We start from the raw sequence: 17,466 nt of genomic DNA, 5'->3' as shown, positions 1-17,466 counted from the left end.
AAATAAATGTATATTGAGCGCTGCACATACCACTGCCTACCAGGGCGACTTCCGGCTCTGCTCAAGCGTTTCGAAACCGCGACCCTGCGTTTGTTCGAGAAACACGGCTTCAGGCCCGTCGGGTTCTTCGTCACCGAATTCGGGCCTTCGCGACCGGAGCTGATGTATATGCTGAAATGGGATAGTCTCGATCAGCGGATGGCCGCATGGACCGCCTTTCGTAACGATCCGGAATGGCACGAGGCGAGGATTGCAAGCGAGAGCGACGGCATGCTGGTGGACATGATGTCGAACGAAATCATGATCCCGACCGCGTTCTCACCGTTGAAATAGCGCCCGTAGAGCTCGGCGATGCTGCAACAACTCGGATACCTTGGTTGCAGCATCGGCGTGGAAGCGCTTTTTCGAGACGAGCCACGATCGATTCGGCATCTTTGACTACGGCGCGCCAGAGGTGCATGAGCGCGCGCCATCATCGCCGTGGCCGCCCCACAATACTTGATGAACTAGCCTGAATTTTGCATAAAAATGGCAAAGATCGCCGTAAGTGATTGATAGAATGAGAGTTATCAAGAAACGCATTCGTCAAGATCCACAGGACTTTGCCCGACATGAATTCTACGCCAGAACAACTCCGATTTGCACCCATTCCCAGCTGTACCATCCGCGCCGATTTTCACGGCGGCGGCTTATCCTCGGACTTGGGCCCGCTGCTGCTCAAGGGTGTTGACCGCCAGATCGGCCTGACCGAACGCCTGTGCAGCGTCCTCGAAGACACGCGTCATCCCGGCTACATCACCCACACGCTGCACGACCTCCTCAAGCAACGTACCTATCAAATCGCCTCCGGCTACGAAGACGGCAACGACAGCAATACCTTGCGGCATGATCCGGTGTTTCGACTGGGCGTAGGGCGCAAGCCATTCGATACCGATGAAACCGAAGGTGCGCTCGCTTCCGGCTCGACCATCTCCCGCTTCGAACACGCCGTGGGCAGCAAGAATATTTATCGCCTCAACGAAGCGCTGGTCGATCAATTCATCGCCGGCTACGCCACCCCGCCCGAGGCGCTGGTGCTCGACATCGATCACTCGGAAGATGCCGCCTACGGTCAACAGCCGCTGGCTTTTTACAACCACCATTACCAAAGCACGTGCTACTTGCCGCTGATGATCTTCGAAGGCTTGTCCGGCGCCCTGGTGGCCGCGGTGCTGCGTCCCGGCAAGCGGCCAACACCCGCTGGAGAATGCCATGATTCTCCAGCGGGTGTTGATGCGCATCCGCGCGCACTTCCCGGATACCCGGATCCTGGTGCGCGGCGATGGTCACTTCAGCACGCCGGCATTGATGGCCATGATCGATGCCATGCCGCAGACCGATTTCATCTTCAGCCTGGCCGGCAACGCGGTGATCAACCGACTGGCGGAACCGGCCATGCAGCGCGCGTGTGGATTGTGGGCGGAGGTGCAAACGCACGACGTGGTACCCGATGCGGTGCGGGTGTATGCAGAATTTGCTTATGCCGCCGGTTCCTGGAGCAAGCCATGGCGCGTGGTGCAGAAGGCCGAAGTCATGGCGTTGGGCGAGAATCCACGCTTTGTGGTGACGTCGCTGGATGCGCCCGCGCTCGCACGGGCCTATGAAGAATTGTACTGTGCACGGGGGCAGGCGGAGAACTGGATCAAGCACCTGAAATCCGACCTGGCCTCGGACCGTACTTCGTGCACGACTTTCCTGGCCAATTTCATGCGCCTGCTGGAACACGCCGCTGCCTACGTCTTGCATCAGCAGTTGCGGTCTCAGGCGCTGCGGCATACGGCGCTGGCGAACGCGCAGCCGACCACGGTGATTGCGAAATTATTCAAGATTGCGGTGCAGGTCAGACAGTTCAAGGATCGCGTGATCTTGCATTTGCCAACGTCCTGCCCCGTCAGGCAATTGCTGCAGACGGTGACGGAGCGTCTGTTCGTGCCCAGGCCGGCGAACATGCTGCACGCACCTTGAGCAGGACACGTCCGGTCGGCCGTGAACAGACCACCCATCCTTCCCAATCACTGCATAAGCCGATCACCGCCCGCCAATCGAATGGGGAGGACAGACTTCGACTGCCTTTCTGATGCTCGGCAATTTCGGCACTGCATTGCATCCATTTCTGGCAGACAGACTATGATCTGCTTGAGAGGTCAAGGACTTCTCGTTCCTTTTAACAAGAAATTGCAATGCTCATTCAGGTTGAATTCCCGCTTCTTTAACAAGGCGAGTCCATCTTGCGACTTCCTGTTTAACCCACTTGGTAAAGTCTGGCACCGTCATTGGTCTTAGCTCCCCGCCCAATTCCAAGAAGCGCGAGCGCGTGTCTGGCAATTCTAAAAAGCGAGTAGCTTCAGCGTTCAACTTCTCCACGACGGCTGGTGGCGTGCCCGTCGGGGCAAACAATGCGATCCACCCCGAGAGGTCATAGTCGACCACACCCAACTCAGCAACAGTCGGCAAATTTGGCATCAAGGCACTTCTTGTCTTCGAGGTAACAGCCAATGGGCGTAGCTTGCCCGCTTTGATTAGCGCCGAGGCCGATGCCACATCGGAAAACATGAAGTCAATACGTCCTGTTATCACTTCCGTCAAGGCCGGTGGATTGCTCTTGAATGGAACCCGCAATAATTTCCATCCAACTTGCCGTGCCAGCGTCTCGCCTTGCACAATCCCACTGGCGTTGCCGGTTGCAAGGGTAAGTTCCTTGTTTTTGCCATACTCGATCAGATCTTCCATCGTTCGGAACGGTGCGTTCTGATTGACGACCACGAGACTTGTATAAATCACCAGACGGTTTACCGGTGCAAAATCTTTGACAGGATCGTAGTGCATATCCTTAATGAGGCCAGGATTCGCGCCGTGGGTCGAGTTAGTGCCAATAAGAAGGGTGTACCCATCTGGTTTGGCTCGGGCCACATATTCTGCAGCAATCGTCCCGTTCGCTCCTGGTTTGTTTTCAATAATGACAGGTCGCCCGAATACGTCACCAAGTCTTTTTCCGAGGAGGCGGGCAACAACATCAGATCCACTTCCCGGACCAAATGGCACGACGATTGTTATCGGTTTGCTTGGAAACGGTTCCTGGGCATTTGCCGTTGTAACAACTGCCATGTACAAGAGGCCAAAGCAGACTGCTTTAAATAGTTTATTCACGTTTATCTCCGAAGGTCTTGGTTAAGAAGTCGGCATCTCGACTAGCGACAATCAAATAACATCCCCACTTTTTGGCTTTGCAATTTCATTCTGTGACAAGCCAAGCCATTCCCCAAAAGCCATGTCATTAGTTGCCCAAGCCGGCGGCTTAGCGCGATCGAACTCGGCTCTGTATCGCTGTACCTGTTGGGAGAATTTCGGCAAAGGCGTTTTGCCAAGATCTCGGTGGCCTATCCATCAATCGCACGAAGTAAGTGTAGGTCGTGAATTACCTCGTGCAAATCTTCGATTGGAGCAGCCATCAGGCGACGCCGCAATATTTGGTCATACCATTAACTGAGCAGATGATATCCTATAGAACTTCCATCTGTAAAGCAAATCCACGTTCTGCGTGCCGCTCACCAGCTGGCTGGCGAAGGCCCGGATCAGGCTTGATGCGGTCAACTCCAACACCGAAGTCAGGCGCTGCCTAGACAAAGTCGCCAATGTGCGGCTGCATGGACGACTGGGATTCAGCAGAGCAACTGAAGTAAGAAGTGCCGCACCTGCAGCCGCTGCCGGAAGCGCAGCCCCGCACAGAACCCATCCTTGCTACGCGGCCCTTCCTTGGACCGATCCCGTGCTGAACAATCGCGCAGAATCAGTCCGCTCACGAAATGCAAGGCCGTCGCCTGCAAACCCAATTGGCGCTCTGCCTGATACCGTTTGATGCTCCGGCGCTGGGCAAGCCCCTTGCGATCTGGGCGCAAATGTGAGAAAATGGTAAGACCTTTAAATGGCCGAGACGTAGATCGTAATATTGAAAGATGCAATTCATGGCGGCTCTGGCCGGACCCGACGAAATGCGAGAGTGCGCTTGTAGGGGCCGTGGTGGCGATTCTAAGGGAATGGCCGCCGATTAGGGGATGAACAACGGACATGAAGGCAAGCAAATGAACATTGAAGGGACGGTTGCGCTCATCACCGGGCAGGCGCGGGTATCGGCGCAAACTCGAACTATCGCACCTATCGTTGCGCTGAAGACGAGCAATAAGGATATCTGAGATGGCACAGTTGGAACGATTCGGTCAGGCGTTGGCCGCTTTTGCAACCGATGTTGAGGCAACACCCCTTCCCGGGTTCTACAGTAGTGCCTTTCTTAACTGGTTCGGATGTGCACTAGCCGGCTCGCGCAGCCAGACGGTGGAGCGCGCGATGGCCTTCCATCTGGCGGATGCGCCAGGAAAGCTGCTGCCGCCGATCGGCCGTCGCGAGGGGCTTGGCGCATCCGCAAGCGTACTCATAGACTGCCTGAGTTCGGCGTGCCTAGCCTATGACGATATCCATTTCGAAACGACACTTCATCCCACGGGGCCCGTCGCAGCCGCCATTTTGGGGCTTTCGCGTTGTCGGCCCGTATCCGGTGCCGATGCCCTGCACGCTTTGCGCGTCGGGATGGAGGTGGAGTGCCGGGTTTCCCTTGCGATGTTGGGGGCAAGGACTGGATCGGCGCGTGGATGGTATCCCACCGGTATAGCTGGCGGTATAGGTGCCGCGGCAGCAGTGGGTCGTCTGCTGGGCTTTGACGCAGCGCGAATGGAGACGGCTTTTGGCCTGGCTGCCGCTCGTGCGTCGGGGACGCGAGGCACGCATGGTGCGATGTCGGCCTATTGGGTGCCGGCGGTGGCGGCGGAATCCGGTTATGTCGCCGCACGTCTGGCGGAAGTGGGGTTTACCTGCTTGCCAGCGTCGCTGACGGGCGCGAACGGCCTTGTGCGGCAGATGGCACCGCAGCCCGATCTGACGGCCGCACTTGACGGACTCGGGAACCATTACATCTGCGAGGCCACCGCCTGCAAACCCTATCCTTTCGGCTTCATCGCGCATGCCGTTATCAAGTGCTGCCTAGATCTGCATGCGCGCCAGAAAGCCTCTGGCGATCTTGACCGGCTGGTGCTGCAGGTGTCCTCGACAGCAGCAATGCTTGGCAACAAGCCTCAACCCACGAGCGTGTTTGATGCGCAGGTTTCGCTCCAGTTCATCGCCGCCCGTGTTCTTTCAGACCCGACGCTTGCCTTCGAGCCTCTGCCCGAGGATATTACGATCGAGCAAGGGGTTGCGCGGATCGCCAGCCGTGTCGAAATCGAAAGGGTAGAAGGCCTACAGGATCAGCAGTGCCGCTGCCTTGCCACCTACCGGGACGGTTCAGAGTATGTTGTGACCTGCGATGTAGCGCCCGGGGCGCCAGGCAACCTGCCCTCGACAGCCGAGGTGGAAGCCAAATTCGTCAGACTTGCATCCAGCATAGTAGGCGTCCACGCGGCGGAACAGTTGCTTGGGTCTCTCCGCGAGATTCATGAGATGGCAGACATTTCAGATTTATTGTCTCGCTCGTGGTAGGCGCGTGTTAGATTCAGCACCGTTGCGGAAAGCCGGACTGCGGGTTTACCGAACCGCGCAGCGCAACCCCGGCGCGCGTGGCCGTCAAGCGCAACAAGGCCGACCTGGTTCCTCTCTTTTTCCACTTTCCAACAGGATGTGGCGCATATCCGCCGCCATCAGATTGCCATGACCAGAATCCAGATTGAACTTCCGGAGCATTTCGCCTTTGCGACCGAGATTCCGTTGTACTTCCACCATATAAACTCGGGCGGGCACTTGGACAACGCCCTCCTGCTGAGCCTCGTATCCGAGGCTCGGGTTCGTTACTTCAAGACTCAAGGCTCCCAGGAACTGGACGCAATCGGCCTTATTATGATCGTCGCCGACGCCGCCGTGCAATACAAATCCGAGGCCTTTTACGGTGAGGTGATGGTCGTGGAGATGACGCCGATGCATTTCCACCGCAAGGGCTTCGACTTGGTCTATCGCATGTGCGACAAGGCGAGCGGCCGCGAGGTGGCCCGCGGCAAGTCTGGGATGCTCTGTTTCGATCACGGCTTGCGCAAGACGGCCCCCATGCCCGAGTCCTTCGTCCAGCGCATGGCGGCTACGGCCGTCGCCGACCAGCGGCCGCCGGCCGAAGCTGCCCGGCGATAGGCGATCCGGTAGTTCATACCGCTGGTGGTAGTTTCGTTTGGGGGAAAATGCTCCCGAAGTGTTTGGTGCGACCCGCTCGCCGCACCTACAATTTGAATCTCTCATTGCGTGGATATACGGCTGTCATTCTTTCGTTGGTTTGGTCAAAGGCACCTTTCTGGCCATTGACCGAGAAAGTGTTGATGACGCTTTAGTATTGCTTGGGCAATAGGTAGTGACCATCTGAGACCCGAACGCAGCAAGCTTGAGACAAATCGCTTATTCTCGACCTGTCTGATGAATTCTTTCTTCCAAAAACCAGACCAGATTCTGTGTAGCGTTTAAGAAGTTTCGCATTTGTCTACTACATATTCGGGTAATTCGGCCCGCCGCCTTCCGGTGTCACCCACACAATATTCTGCGTCGGATCCTTGATGTCGCACGTCTTGCAATGCTGGCAGTTTTGCGCATTGATCTGCAATCGTGCTTCACCGATATCGCTCTTGACGAATTCATACACCCCGGCTGGACAGAATCGCGACTCCGGTCCCGCGTATTTCATCAAGTTGAGGTTGAGAGGCACCGACGGGTCTTTCAGCGTCAGATGTACCGGCTGGTCTTCCGCATGATTGGTATTGGAAATGAACACGGATGAGAGGCAGTCAAACGTCAGCTTGCCATCTGGTTTGGGATACTCAATCGGGTGGCATTCGGACGCCGGATTCAGCGTTTCATGGTCCGCATGCCTATGATGCAGCGTCCACTGCGCCTTGCCGCGGAAGAGGGTCTGGTCTATGCCCACCATCAGCGCGCCCAAATACAAGCCCTTGCTCATCCAGGGCTTGAAATTGCGGGCCTTGTATAGCTCCTGATACAGCCACGACATTTCGAATGCTCTCGAGTAGGCCGTTAACTCGGTATGCTGCTTTTGACTCCGTAGCGCCTCAAAGGCCGCTTCGGCGGCCAGCATGCCGCTCTTCATGGCGGCATGGCTGCCCTTGATGCGCGAGGCATTGAGGAACCCGGCATCGCAGCCGATCAGGGCGCCGCCCGGGAACACCAGTTTCGGCAGGGATTGCAGGCCGCCGGCGGTGATGGCGCGCGCGCCATAGGACAAGCGCTTGCCGCCTTCAAAGAAGGGGCGGATGGCTGGATGGGTTTTGTAGCGCTGGAATTCCTCGTACGGCGATAGGTAGGGGTTGGCATACGCCAAGCCCACCACATAGCCCACTGCCACCTGGTTGTCTTCCAGGTGATAGAGGAAGGAACCGCCATAGGTGGCATTGTCCAGCGGCCAGCCAGCGGTATGAATCACCAGGCCGGGCTGGTGCATCTTGGGATCGATTTCCCACAATTCCTTGATGCCAATGCCATAGGTTTGCGGATCGCGTCCGGCATTCAAATCGAACTTCGCCATCAGCTGCTTGCCCAGATGGCCGCGGGATCCTTCGGCAAACAGCGTGTATTTCGCATGCAATTCCATGCCCAGCTGGAAGGCTCCGGTGGGATTGCCATTCCGGTCCACGCCCATGTTACCGGTGGCCACACCCTTGACCGCGCCATCCTCGTGATACAGGATTTCCGCGGCCGGGAAGCCGGGAAAGATTTCCACGCCCAGGTTTTTCGCTTGCTGGCCCAGCCAGCGCACCACATTGCCCAGGGAAATGACGTAATTGCCATGGTTCTGGAAGCATCCGGGCAAGAGCCAGTTGGGGGTCTTGAGGGCTTTCTTTTCGGTGAGGAAGAGGAAGCGGTCTTCGCTGACCGGGATGTTCAGGGGCGCGCCGCGCTCTTTCCAGTCGGGGAAGAGTTCGGCCATGGCAATGGGGTCCATGATGGCGCCGGAGAGGATATGGGCGCCGAGTTCGCCGCCTTTTTCCAGCACGCAGACCGAGACCTCATTGCCTTTTTCCGCAGCAAGCTGTTTGAGGCGGATGGCCGCCGACAGGCCGGCAGGTCCTCCGCCGACCACCACCACATCGTATTCCATCGCTTCACGCGGACCGTACTGTTCTACCGTGTTTTGGTTCTGGGTCTGCATAGAATATGAGTAAATTGGCGCAGTTCCGTGAATGGTTATTGGCTTATTCTCAAGCTACCGTCAGAGTCTCTTGAAGACCACTGTGTCGCGGGTTGTACCAACTCTCGATCCAGGTGGAGATTGCCAAGCTGGCATCGATTTTGGTCTTGAACATCCGCCAATCAAGCAAGTCGCGCTCCAGTCTGGCAAAGAAGCTCTCAGTCATGGTCATGGCCTTGTCGCTGGAACCGTCGACCGTGCCCACGGATGGACGAACCCCCATGCTTCTGCAGCGGTTACCGAGTGCCACGCTCGCGTACTGGCTGCCTTGGTCGCCGTGATGGATGCCGCCTGTCGCGCGACTCTGCTCCTGAGCCACGTTCAAAGCCGACAGCACCAGGTCAGAGGCCACGTGCTCGCCAATGGCCCAGCCGACTACCCGACCACTGAAGGCATCAATGACCACGGCAAGGTAGATGAAGCCGACCCGCGTGGGTATATATTTCATGTCGGCTACCCACAGCTGATTCGGCGCGTCAGCCACCAGATGATCTTGCGCGGCGCGATGGCATTCCTCATGCCCGATGGGGACCGGCATGCCTCGCCGACGGCTTATACCTCGGATGCCAGCCTTCCTCATCAAGACCGCTACGCGCTGGCGACTGATCACCATGCCTTGGTCCATTAGCTTACCTCGCACGCGTGGCATGCCGTAGGCCAAATCGGAATCCGCATGGATCTGTCGGATGCGCTCGGTCACCACTGCATTGGCTACTGCACGCGCAGACGGCCTTCGATCACGCCATGCGTAGTAACCGCTGGCCGAGATGCCCAGTACACGGCACATAGTTCTGACAGGTAGTACGGCCTGGTTCGCCATCACGAGTGCGAAGACCTCGGGGATGTCGCATCGCTGCGAGCCGCGAACCAGGCCGTAGCCTTTACCAAGATATCTCTCTCGGCCTGAAGCTGCTTGAGCTGCCTGCGCAGCCGAGCCAATTCTTCGCGCTCGGTCGAGGCGAGGCCGTCCTTGCCAGGCAGAGGCTTGCCGGCATCGATGGCCGCTTGCCCCACCCAGTTGGCGATGCTCTGGGCCGTGACTTTGAATTCGCGAGACAGCTCTGTCGGTGTCCTGCCTGCATGAACCAACTCGACAAGCTGTTTGCGGAGTTCCGCCGGGTACGGCGATCTGGATTTAGACATAATGGACCCCTAAAACTCAAGGGACGATCTGTCCACGAAACCGGGTCAACTTCACCGAGCCGCGTTCGGTGATCCACATGATTTTTCCGTGCCCGGGGTTATGTCGACGATTGCCTCGCCCCGGACCGTCACCGTCCCATCGGCCAGAGCCACGGTAAGATCCAGCGTGGCCAGCCCGTTCTCGACTGCGACGACGCGGCCAGTGCAGCGCGGTTCTCCATAAACCGGCGCCACAGCTGCAAAGCGCGCTTTGAAGGACCGGATACGCTCTTGCGGAATCCAGTTCGTCAGAAGCCTGCCGAGATAAGCCATAGACAGCATGCCGTGAGCGATCACGTCGCCCCGCCCTCTCGCCTTTGCAACATCAATGTCGATATGAACCGGTTGATGGTCGCCGGACCCGCCGGCGAAGAGAGCCAGCGTTCTCCGCGAAATTGGTTCTAACTGGAGGGGTGGAAGTTCGGTTCCTACGGTCACATTCTCAAGGATCATTTGTTTGCCTCCGGATGCAGAACAGCTATTGAACAGTAGCTTTCGGCGACAAGTGTGTCGCCGCGCATGATGTCGGTCTTCTTCACTGCGAATTCGAGTGCGCCTCCTTTTTTCGTGTAGACGTCGACGATCCTGCGGTGCAGTGTCAGGTTGTCACCAGCGAAGGCCATGGCGTGATAGACCATTGACTGTTCGCCATGAAGCGTACTCGACGTGTCGATGCCGATGGCGGACATCCAGCTCAGCGGATCCGGGATATCCAGTTCGACGGCGTTACCCAGAAAGCTGGGCGGAACTGGCAGGTCGGGATAGCCAGCGGCCCGCGCAGCCTCGACATCGCTATAGACCGGATTGGTTTCGCCGTTCGCTTTGGCGAAAAGTCGCAGTCGCCCTCGCTCTACCTCGACGTTGATCGGAGCCAGCTTTAGCTCCAGGGCCTGTTCACGATTGATGTACATCCGATTAACTCCTCTTCTTTTGACGTTTCGTCCGGCCGTGGCGGACGCTTCCCGGTCAGGGCGACACCTGCCGGGGTGCCACCACGCCAGACGCGGTTGTCACCCTCAAAGGCAATCGTAGATTGCCTTGTAATACGCCCCGTTCAGCGAATTCCGACCCGCTTGGCATTGGTTCATCACATAGCCAATCGTTATGCGCCGCTCGACTTCGGCAATCGCCATCGCGCCGCCGGTCCCATACCAGTAGCAGGTCCGCTTGCTGGGCAGGATGAAAGGCAAAGGCCCCTTATCCTTCGTCTCCAGTGGTGCCAGCGCGTAGCCAATGCCCCAGCGGATCGGCTTCATGTAGTACGCGTCAATCCCGCTCGCCTGTTCGCGGAAAATCAGGTCGATCGTCGCGGGCGAAAGCAGCTTGACCCCATGCGAGACTCCATCGTTGCTCAGCGCGGTCATGATTCGTCCCAGACCGCGGGCGTTCGCATGGCCGCTGCTGCCTGCGAAATCTGTGCGGCGCCATTCAGGCGAGTTGAACACGGTCAATGGGTCACCCAGCGTGCCAGAGAAGGAACCCAGGCGCGTGCGCTTCGAGATGATTTCCTCTTCGGTGGGCTCCGACGGCGCGGCGCTGGCGGCAGGAGCAGCGGCTGTGGGCGGCGGTTCGTCCGCCGGATAGATCGTCGCGACTTTGTCGAAGTCCTTGTCCGACACGCCCAGATAGAAATCCGCGTCCATGGGCTCTGCGATTTCTGAGGCGATAAATTCGCGCAGCGAACGGCCCGACACGCGCCTCACCAGTTCAGCATTCAGATGGCCGAAGGTGCTGGCATGGTATGAGCCGCGCGTACCTGGCTTCCACCACGGGGCCTGCGCGGCGAGTCTTGCAGTTGAGCGTTCGGCGTCTACCGCATCGTCGAACGAGAATGGGGGCTCCCAGGCGGGAAGGCCGGCCGTGTGGCTCATCAGATGGCGGACAAGAACGTTTTCCTTACCGTTTTGCGCAAACTCAGGCCAGTACTTCGCGACCGGAGCCTCAAGGTCAAGCTGGCCCCGGTCGACCAGCATGAGAAGTGCAACGCTGGTCACGTTCTTGGAACCCGAGAAGACGTTGACGATGGTATGTTCAGTCCAGGCGGTTTCGCGCTCGCGCTCGCGCCAACCGCCCCACATGTCGATTACGTCTTCGCCATCGATATTAAGGTACAGGCTGGCTCCCACCTCCTTACCAGCATCGATATACTCGGAAAGCATTTCCTGAACTCGTTGGAAACGCGGGTTGCACAATCCTTTGATGCCAGCCATTTAATTTCTTTCCTTGAAGTTGGTTTTGTCATGCCGCACAGGATGGGAGTCCGCGCGGCGCGAATCGAATAGGATCTCGTCGACGTCAGAGCACTCCGTCGCGACGCAGCGCGTCGATCATCTCCTGCGAGTAGCCGAGCAGATCAGACAAGATCTCTTGCGTATGCTCGCCGAGCTTCGGGCCCAGGTGGTTGACCTCGGCTTCGAATCCAGAGTACCGCCCCGCCGGCGATGCCATCTTTACCGGCCCGCCAACTTCGGCATCATCAACCGAGATCACCGAGCCGCGGGCGGCGATGTGGGGATCTCGCGCGATTTCCCCAGCCGAATAGACAGGACCGCAGGCAATGCCGGCCTCCGCGCAGATGTCGACGAGTTCCAACAGATCGTGCTGTTTCGTCCATTCCTCAACCTTGCCCTCGATCAGGGTCCGGTTGGCGATGCGGAGGACGTTGCTGTCATACGCATAGAGCGACTCGTCCCCGATCAGGGCCACCAGCCGCCGCCAGAGCGGTTCAGTCGAAGCCGGAATCGCGACGTAGCGGCCATCCCTCGTCGGGAACATTCCGTTCGGGGCAATGAGCGGGTTCGCATTGCCGATCCGCTCCGTAATCGTGCCGCTTGCGCCGTATGCCGCGATCTGGTCTTCCATCAGGCGAAGAAGCGGCTCGTAGAGGCCGAGATCGATCAGCTGAGCTTCACCCGTGCGATCCCGCTCGCGCAGGGCGAGCAGAATCGAGAACGCGCCGTAAAGCCCGGCAACACCGTCGCCCAGCATCGGATAACCTGACTGCACGGGCTCGCGATCGGAGAACCCGGTCCGGTAGGTGAGCCCCGAAAAGGCTTCGGCCACGCGGGCAAAGCCCGGGCGATTGGCGTAGGGACCAGTCCGTCCATACGCGGTCACGTGCAGGACAACGATGTCCTTCTTGCATTTGACCAGATCGTCGAAGTCGAGGCCCCACTTGGCTAGCGTCTCGGGCCGATAGTTCAACGTGACCACGTCGCATTTGCTAGCGAGTTCTCGCAGGACCTCGCGACCCGATTCCTTTCGCAGATCGAGCGCAATGCTGCGCTTGTTGCGGCTAATCACCTTCCACAGCAGCGAAACGTCATCTTGAAACGGCGGATATCGACGCATCGTATCGCCCGTGCCGGGCTGTTCCACCTTGATCACCTCGGCGCCATATTCCGACAGAAGCGTTGCCGCGGTCGGCGCGGCGAGCAGAGATGCCGCGTCGAGGATTCTGATGCCCGAGAGAGGGCCTCCCTTCTTTTGCATTACTTACTCCCCCTGGACAAGCCGAATGTCATACGCAGCGGAACCGCTGGTCCGCTCTTGGCAGTCGAGGCGCCTTCAGTGCCCTCGCTCGGGCCTATTACGGTGCCTAATTTTGATGGCAGCATTGCTGTTTCTCCTCTTTCACCACTTACGCGAGCGACGCGACTGCGTGTCCGCGGTTTCCCAAGATAGATGGGCGGTCCATTGAAAATTCTGTTCAGTTGCGTTCGAGGTGCTGGCGCATATCCTCGGAATAGCGGCCGCCGAGAATATCGATCTTCTCCGCAGCTTCCGACAGGCTGCTAAGCTCCTCATCCGATAGAGCCACTTCCGCGGCGCCGAGATTTTCCTCCAGCCGGCTCAGCTTCCGTGTGCCTGGGATCGGCACGATCCATGGCTTCTGCGCGAGCAGCCATGCGAGCGCGACCTGGGCCGCTGTCGCGCCTGTCCGAACGGCTGCGCCCTGGATGAGGGCAACGAGTGCCTGGTTCGCCTTGATGGCCTCAGGCTGAAAGCGCGGCTTCGTGCTTCGGCCATCTGTGCTATCGAACTGAGTGTTCGCGTCGATCGTTCCGGTGAGAAAACCTTTGCCAAGGGGGCTATAGGGCACAAAACCGATGCCGAGCTCTTCGAGCAGTGGCAGGATTTCGCTTTCTGGCTCGCGCCACCAGAGCGAATACTCGCTTTGCAATGCGGCCACGGGCTGCACCGCGTGCGCGCGCCGGATCGTATCCACGCCCGCCTCGGACAGTCCGAAGTGCTTTACCTTGCCTTCAGCGATCAGATCCTTCACCGTGCCGGCAACGTCTTCGATCGGAACGTCGGGATCGGTGCGATGCTGGTAGAACAGATCGATTGCGTCGACCCGCAGACGCTTCAAGCACGCGTCCGCTACCTTCCTGATCTGTTCGGGGCGGCTGTCGAGCCCGTCCCAACCGGGCGAAGCATCGGCCTTGAGCTTGAAACCGAATTTGGTGGCGATGACGACTTCGCCGCGAAAGGGCTCGAGCGCTTCACCGAGCAGCTCCTCATTTGCGTAGGGGCCATAGACCTCGGCCGTGTCGAAGAAGCTCACACCTCGCTCTACTGCCTTGCGGAGCAGCCCGATCATTTCGGCTCTGTCGGCGGGCGGACCGTAAGCGAAGCTCATCCCCATGCAGCCGAGCCCGAAAGCCGACACCTCGAGGCCGCCCTGGCCAAGTTTCCGCTTATGTGTCATCTTCATTTGCAACTCTCTCAGTTAGTGGCGAGGCGGCCGACTGACCCATCCCGAAAAGCAGCGTTCAAGTCTGTGCTGCATGTGGCATCTGGACGGCCGTTCCGGCAATCCCCAAGGCAGTCACCGCAACGGCGAAAAGGCTGTCGGCTGCAGAATCTGGTTGGATGCGTTCACCACAATGAACCCGTCCTCTTCGCTCGCCGTACGCGCCGCGATCCATTCGGGGTCCGCGTGGAAGGTTCTCCAGCAGCCTTCCCTTTCGGCGAGCGATTCCCACCGAAGCATGTACGTCAACTCCTGATGCGACGCCCCAATCACGGTCGTGAAAAAACCGTGCGACTTGAATCCATGCTTCTCGAACAGCGGCAACGTCGCAGTCTCAAAGCGTTTGAGTAGCACCGGCAGCCGCCCGGCTGCGCAGCGATAAACACACATTTCCAAGATCATTCTTCCTCCTCCCAATACTGAAAATCGCCGCACGCTCCCGCTGGAAAACACCCCAAATAAAAGATCATGCGGCACAAAATTTTTTAAGGTCCGACCAAATAATATCTGTTGAATGAAGTGAAGTCAACTAAACTTTCGGACCGGCGAGGAATATCTCGTGGCTACGTGGCCAAAAAAATAAGAATCTCTGAAAGATCAATGAACGATCGATGCATCCAATTGTCGTGCTCCCGTTCCGATGACCTCTGAGTCTGAATAGAAAGCAAGAGGCCTTCGTCTCTGCCAGGGAGCCCGAGCTGCGGCGCTACTCCGGTTCGGCGAAAAAGAAAGGCTATGTTTCCGGGGCGATCGGCAGACGAGATGTATCGACCGCGGCACAATTACCCTCAACATTCGTTATGGTCTGACCTATTTACAACGCGAGCCGTACAAAACCATAATGCAATCGCCAAATCTTTTGACCGCACGAGTCGGACGTGCTTATTCGCTGCGGCCCAGGGTGCGGCTACCGACGCAACCAAGCAGCACCGTTGCAGGGGCAACAACCAAGGAGACGAAAAGACATGATCTGTAAAATTCTGCCGAAAAACCTTCTCGCGATTGCAGCAATTCTGTGCCCGGCAGTGACTTGGGCTGAGACATTCACAGTATCCACGGCTCTTCAACCTAAACACTGGGGATCAACTCATGGGGCAGAGCCTTTCATGGCATGCGTAAAGCAAGCAACGAAGAATCAAATCGATTTCACTTACTACCCTTCCGGTCAGCTCGCGAAATTCAATCAGTCGCTCAGCGCGGTAAATAATAAGCTGGCTCAGATATCGTATATCGTCATTGTCACTGAGAGCGCCAAACTGCCGCTCAACGGGATTCCGACGTTGCCAGACATGGGAGACACCGTGGTTCAAATGACGAATGCATACAGAAAGGTCTTGCGCAGCGGCGGGCCGCTTGCGAAAGAATACGCTGCAAATAGGGTGGTACCTCTTCTGATAAATATGTTTCCGGCATACCAATTAGTTTCCAGGTCCGGCCCAATGGATCAGCTTGAAAAAATAAAGGGCAAGAAAATAAGCGCAGGTGGCGAGTCTATTCTAGTCACTACGAAAGCACTAGGAGCCATTCCGGTAGAGATGTCCACTGTTGACGCCTATATGGGCCTGCAAAATGGAACGGTCGACGGGGCGATGCAGTCGCTTGCAGCCGTAAAGCCGTACCATTTTCAAGAGGTGTCCAAGGCTATAAACGCCAATGGCAGCTTCGGCGGAGCGGCCGGTGTTTGGGTAATTGATCGCGGCATCTGGGACGGGCTTTCGCCTGAAAATCAGAAAACCATGTCAGATTGTGGATTGAAAATTGAGGCTGAGCTTGCCCAGTGGGCCGACAAGTGGGCGGAGGAACTGAAGGTGGAACTGGTAGCGGCCGGCTAACTATGTTCAATTTCTCCGATAACGCTCGTGGCGAAATCGCGGAGCGATTGAAGGCTGCTAGAGCGGAGTATGTCTCCAAGCTCGCCGCACGCGGCCTGCCTGCACGGAAGGCTTATGAGGAATATTTAGGCCGTTGCTAGGTAAGACGTGCAGAGCATCTCGCCGTTCCGAACGGTTCGCCGGGGCTGAGCGACTGCGCGTACGATAAATATCTGACAACCCGATCGTCGCGCTTTCAGCCCTGCAAAGTCGCGTTTCGTGCGGATGCCAATCCTCCGACAATATACCTGCCGATAGGACAGGTAAATGGACGATTGGGTTATCAGAAATTTATCGTACGCTCGGCAAATCCAGTCACCGTTATTTTGCAAGACAAATGGATTTCGATATGGAAGCGAATTCACCGGGGGAAAAGACCTTGAAATTTCACACGACGACTTCTGCCGATTCCGTGGCGGTCGAAGCCGAACAGATAGTTCGACCGGATCTGCCGGTAGTCGATGCACATTTCCATGTTTGGAACATGACAGGCTTTGACTATTTTGCGCCTGAATATCTTCGCGACGTGAGCGCGGGCCACAAGGTTGAGGCGAGCATCTATGTCGAATGCGACATGGGTTACTCTGACAACGCTAATGCCCACTATCGCCCGGTTGGGGAAACCGAATACGTTATGCGGCAGCTAAAGTTGGCGCGCGGTGCGACCCACGATTTCGCATCCGGCATTGTTGGAAGCGCTAATCTGCTGCTTGGAGAAGCGGTGAGGCCGATACTTGAATCGCACTTGCAGGCTGGAAAAGAGCGATTCCGAGGCATCCGCGCGCGGATAGCCTGGGATTCCGATCCGGTTGCAGGTTACGGAAAACGCGCCGGCTTCCCATCAGAGAACATTGTTACACAGGCAGCCTTTCTGGAGGGAACGCAATGGCTGCAAGATCTCGGACTGATTCTCGAGACCTGGGGATTCCATACGCAATTGCGTGATCTATGTCGGGGGGCAGCCCACTGCCCTGAACTCAACATCGTTTTGAATCACTTGGGCGGGCCTCTCGGTGTGGGGCGCTACGCCAGCATGCGGGATGAGGTGTTCAAGGAATGGTCAGCTGGACTTCGAGCGATCGCCGAACATCCCAACGTGCATATCAAACTCAGTGGGGTGGGCGTAACACGATTGGGATTCGGGCTCGGGGTCGATGGACGAAATGCGACGTCCGATGATATCGTTGCAGCCTCATCTCGCTATGTGAAGATATGTGTGGAAACGTTCGGCCCTGAGCGCTGCATCTTCGGAAGCAACTACCCGGTAGACAAAGTAGTTGGGTCTTATCCCATACTATTAAATGCATACAAAAAGATGCTCTCTGATCTCTCTGACAGAGATCAGAGAGCCGTATTTTCAGATAATGCGCGACGTATCTATCGCATATAACGTC

15 protein-coding genes and 1 pseudogene are annotated in these 17,466 nt (G+C 57.4%); 7 read left to right on the top strand and 9 right to left on the bottom strand.

The features are described from left to right. The first annotated feature begins 6 nt into the window (after window positions 1–6). Together D3878_RS18220 and D3878_RS18215 are read left to right on the top strand one after the other, a co-directional pair. On the top strand, window positions 7–333 hold the full coding sequence (locus D3878_RS18220; protein ID WP_119786778.1) for an NIPSNAP family protein: 327 nt from the start codon (window positions 7–9) through the stop codon (window positions 331–333). Window positions 334–602: 269 nt separating this feature from the next. Then, a pseudogene (locus D3878_RS18215) lies at window positions 603–2,004 on the top strand (IS1380 family transposase). 219 nt (window positions 2,005–2,223) lie between these two features. On the opposite strand, the gene D3878_RS18210 reads toward D3878_RS18215, so the two are convergent. After that, window positions 2,224–3,186 carry a Bug family tripartite tricarboxylate transporter substrate binding protein gene (locus tag D3878_RS18210; RefSeq protein WP_119786777.1) on the bottom strand — a complete coding sequence of 321 codons (963 nt, stop codon included), beginning with the start codon at window positions 3,184–3,186 and terminating at the stop codon, window positions 2,224–2,226. 905 nt (window positions 3,187–4,091) lie between these two features. On the opposite strand from D3878_RS18210, the gene D3878_RS23885 reads away from it, so the two are divergent. The 3 genes from D3878_RS23885 (at window position 4,092) to D3878_RS18200 (ending at window position 6,204) form a co-directional block, all read left to right on the top strand. After that, on the top strand, window positions 4,092–4,229 hold the full coding sequence (locus tag D3878_RS23885; RefSeq protein WP_158592313.1) for a hypothetical protein: 138 nt from the start codon (window positions 4,092–4,094) through the stop codon (window positions 4,227–4,229). Window position 4,230: 1 nt separating this feature from the next. After that, window positions 4,231–5,565 (top strand): MmgE/PrpD family protein, encoded by a 1,335-nt coding sequence (locus D3878_RS18205; RefSeq protein ID WP_119786776.1) that lies wholly within the window; start codon window positions 4,231–4,233, stop codon window positions 5,563–5,565. Window positions 5,566–5,733: 168 nt separating this feature from the next. Further along, window positions 5,734–6,204, top strand: a complete 471-nt coding sequence (locus D3878_RS18200) for an acyl-CoA thioesterase (protein WP_119786775.1) — start codon at window positions 5,734–5,736, stop codon at window positions 6,202–6,204. A gap of 343 nt (window positions 6,205–6,547) precedes the next feature. Here the strand turns inward: D3878_RS18200 and D3878_RS18195 are convergent, their stop codons facing one another. The 8 genes from D3878_RS18195 to D3878_RS18160 all read right to left on the bottom strand — a co-directional run bounded on the left by D3878_RS18195 (window position 6,548) and on the right by D3878_RS18160 (window position 14,603). Next, complete coding sequence (locus D3878_RS18195) at window positions 6,548–8,224, bottom strand: electron transfer flavoprotein-ubiquinone oxidoreductase (RefSeq protein WP_119786774.1); 1,677 nt, start codon at window positions 8,222–8,224, stop codon at window positions 6,548–6,550. Window positions 8,225–8,273: 49 nt separating this feature from the next. Next, a protein-coding gene (locus D3878_RS18190; protein ID WP_119786773.1) for an IS3 family transposase occupies window positions 8,274–9,406 on the bottom strand; the annotation gives its coding sequence in 2 pieces (ribosomal slippage) (window positions 8,274–9,139 and window positions 9,139–9,406; 1,134 coding nt in all). A 51-nt stretch (window positions 9,407–9,457) separates the two neighbouring features. Next, window positions 9,458–9,898, bottom strand: coding sequence for a MaoC/PaaZ C-terminal domain-containing protein (locus D3878_RS18185; protein WP_119786772.1), 441 nt, complete (start codon window positions 9,896–9,898; stop codon window positions 9,458–9,460). After that, window positions 9,895–10,356 carry a MaoC family dehydratase N-terminal domain-containing protein gene (locus D3878_RS18180; RefSeq protein WP_119786771.1) on the bottom strand — a complete coding sequence of 154 codons (462 nt, stop codon included), beginning with the start codon at window positions 10,354–10,356 and terminating at the stop codon, window positions 9,895–9,897. The genes D3878_RS18185 and D3878_RS18180 overlap by 4 nt, the downstream gene beginning before the upstream one ends. Window positions 10,357–10,461: 105 nt before the next feature. Next, a complete protein-coding gene (locus tag D3878_RS18175) occupies window positions 10,462–11,655 on the bottom strand; it encodes a serine hydrolase domain-containing protein (protein ID WP_119786770.1) in 1,194 nt (397 codons plus the stop codon). Window positions 11,656–11,740: 85 nt separating this feature from the next. Beyond that, window positions 11,741–12,937 carry a CaiB/BaiF CoA transferase family protein gene (locus D3878_RS18170; RefSeq protein ID WP_119786769.1) on the bottom strand — a complete coding sequence of 399 codons (1,197 nt, stop codon included), beginning with the start codon at window positions 12,935–12,937 and terminating at the stop codon, window positions 11,741–11,743. 217 nt (window positions 12,938–13,154) lie between these two features. After that, complete coding sequence (locus D3878_RS18165; protein ID WP_233556383.1) at window positions 13,155–14,162, bottom strand: aldo/keto reductase; 1,008 nt, start codon at window positions 14,160–14,162, stop codon at window positions 13,155–13,157. A gap of 114 nt (window positions 14,163–14,276) precedes the next feature. Further along, entirely contained in the window at window positions 14,277–14,603 is a 327-nt protein-coding gene (locus D3878_RS18160; RefSeq protein ID WP_119786768.1) for an NIPSNAP family protein, read from the bottom strand. 563 nt (window positions 14,604–15,166) lie between these two features. On the opposite strand from D3878_RS18160, the gene dctP reads away from it, so the two are divergent. Together dctP and D3878_RS18150 are read left to right on the top strand one after the other, a co-directional pair. Next, a complete protein-coding gene (gene dctP, locus D3878_RS18155) occupies window positions 15,167–16,033 on the top strand; it encodes a TRAP transporter substrate-binding protein DctP (RefSeq protein ID WP_119786767.1) in 867 nt (288 codons plus the stop codon). 376 nt (window positions 16,034–16,409) lie between these two features. Next, complete coding sequence (locus D3878_RS18150) at window positions 16,410–17,462, top strand: amidohydrolase family protein (protein ID WP_119786766.1); 1,053 nt, start codon at window positions 16,410–16,412, stop codon at window positions 17,460–17,462. Window positions 17,463–17,466 lie beyond the last annotated feature (4 nt).

Source organism: Noviherbaspirillum sedimenti, assembly GCF_003590835.1.
Classification (GTDB): Bacteria; Pseudomonadota; Gammaproteobacteria; order Burkholderiales; family Burkholderiaceae_D; genus Paucimonas; species Paucimonas sedimenti.
This window is presented reverse-complemented; position numbering and strand designations above follow the sequence as displayed.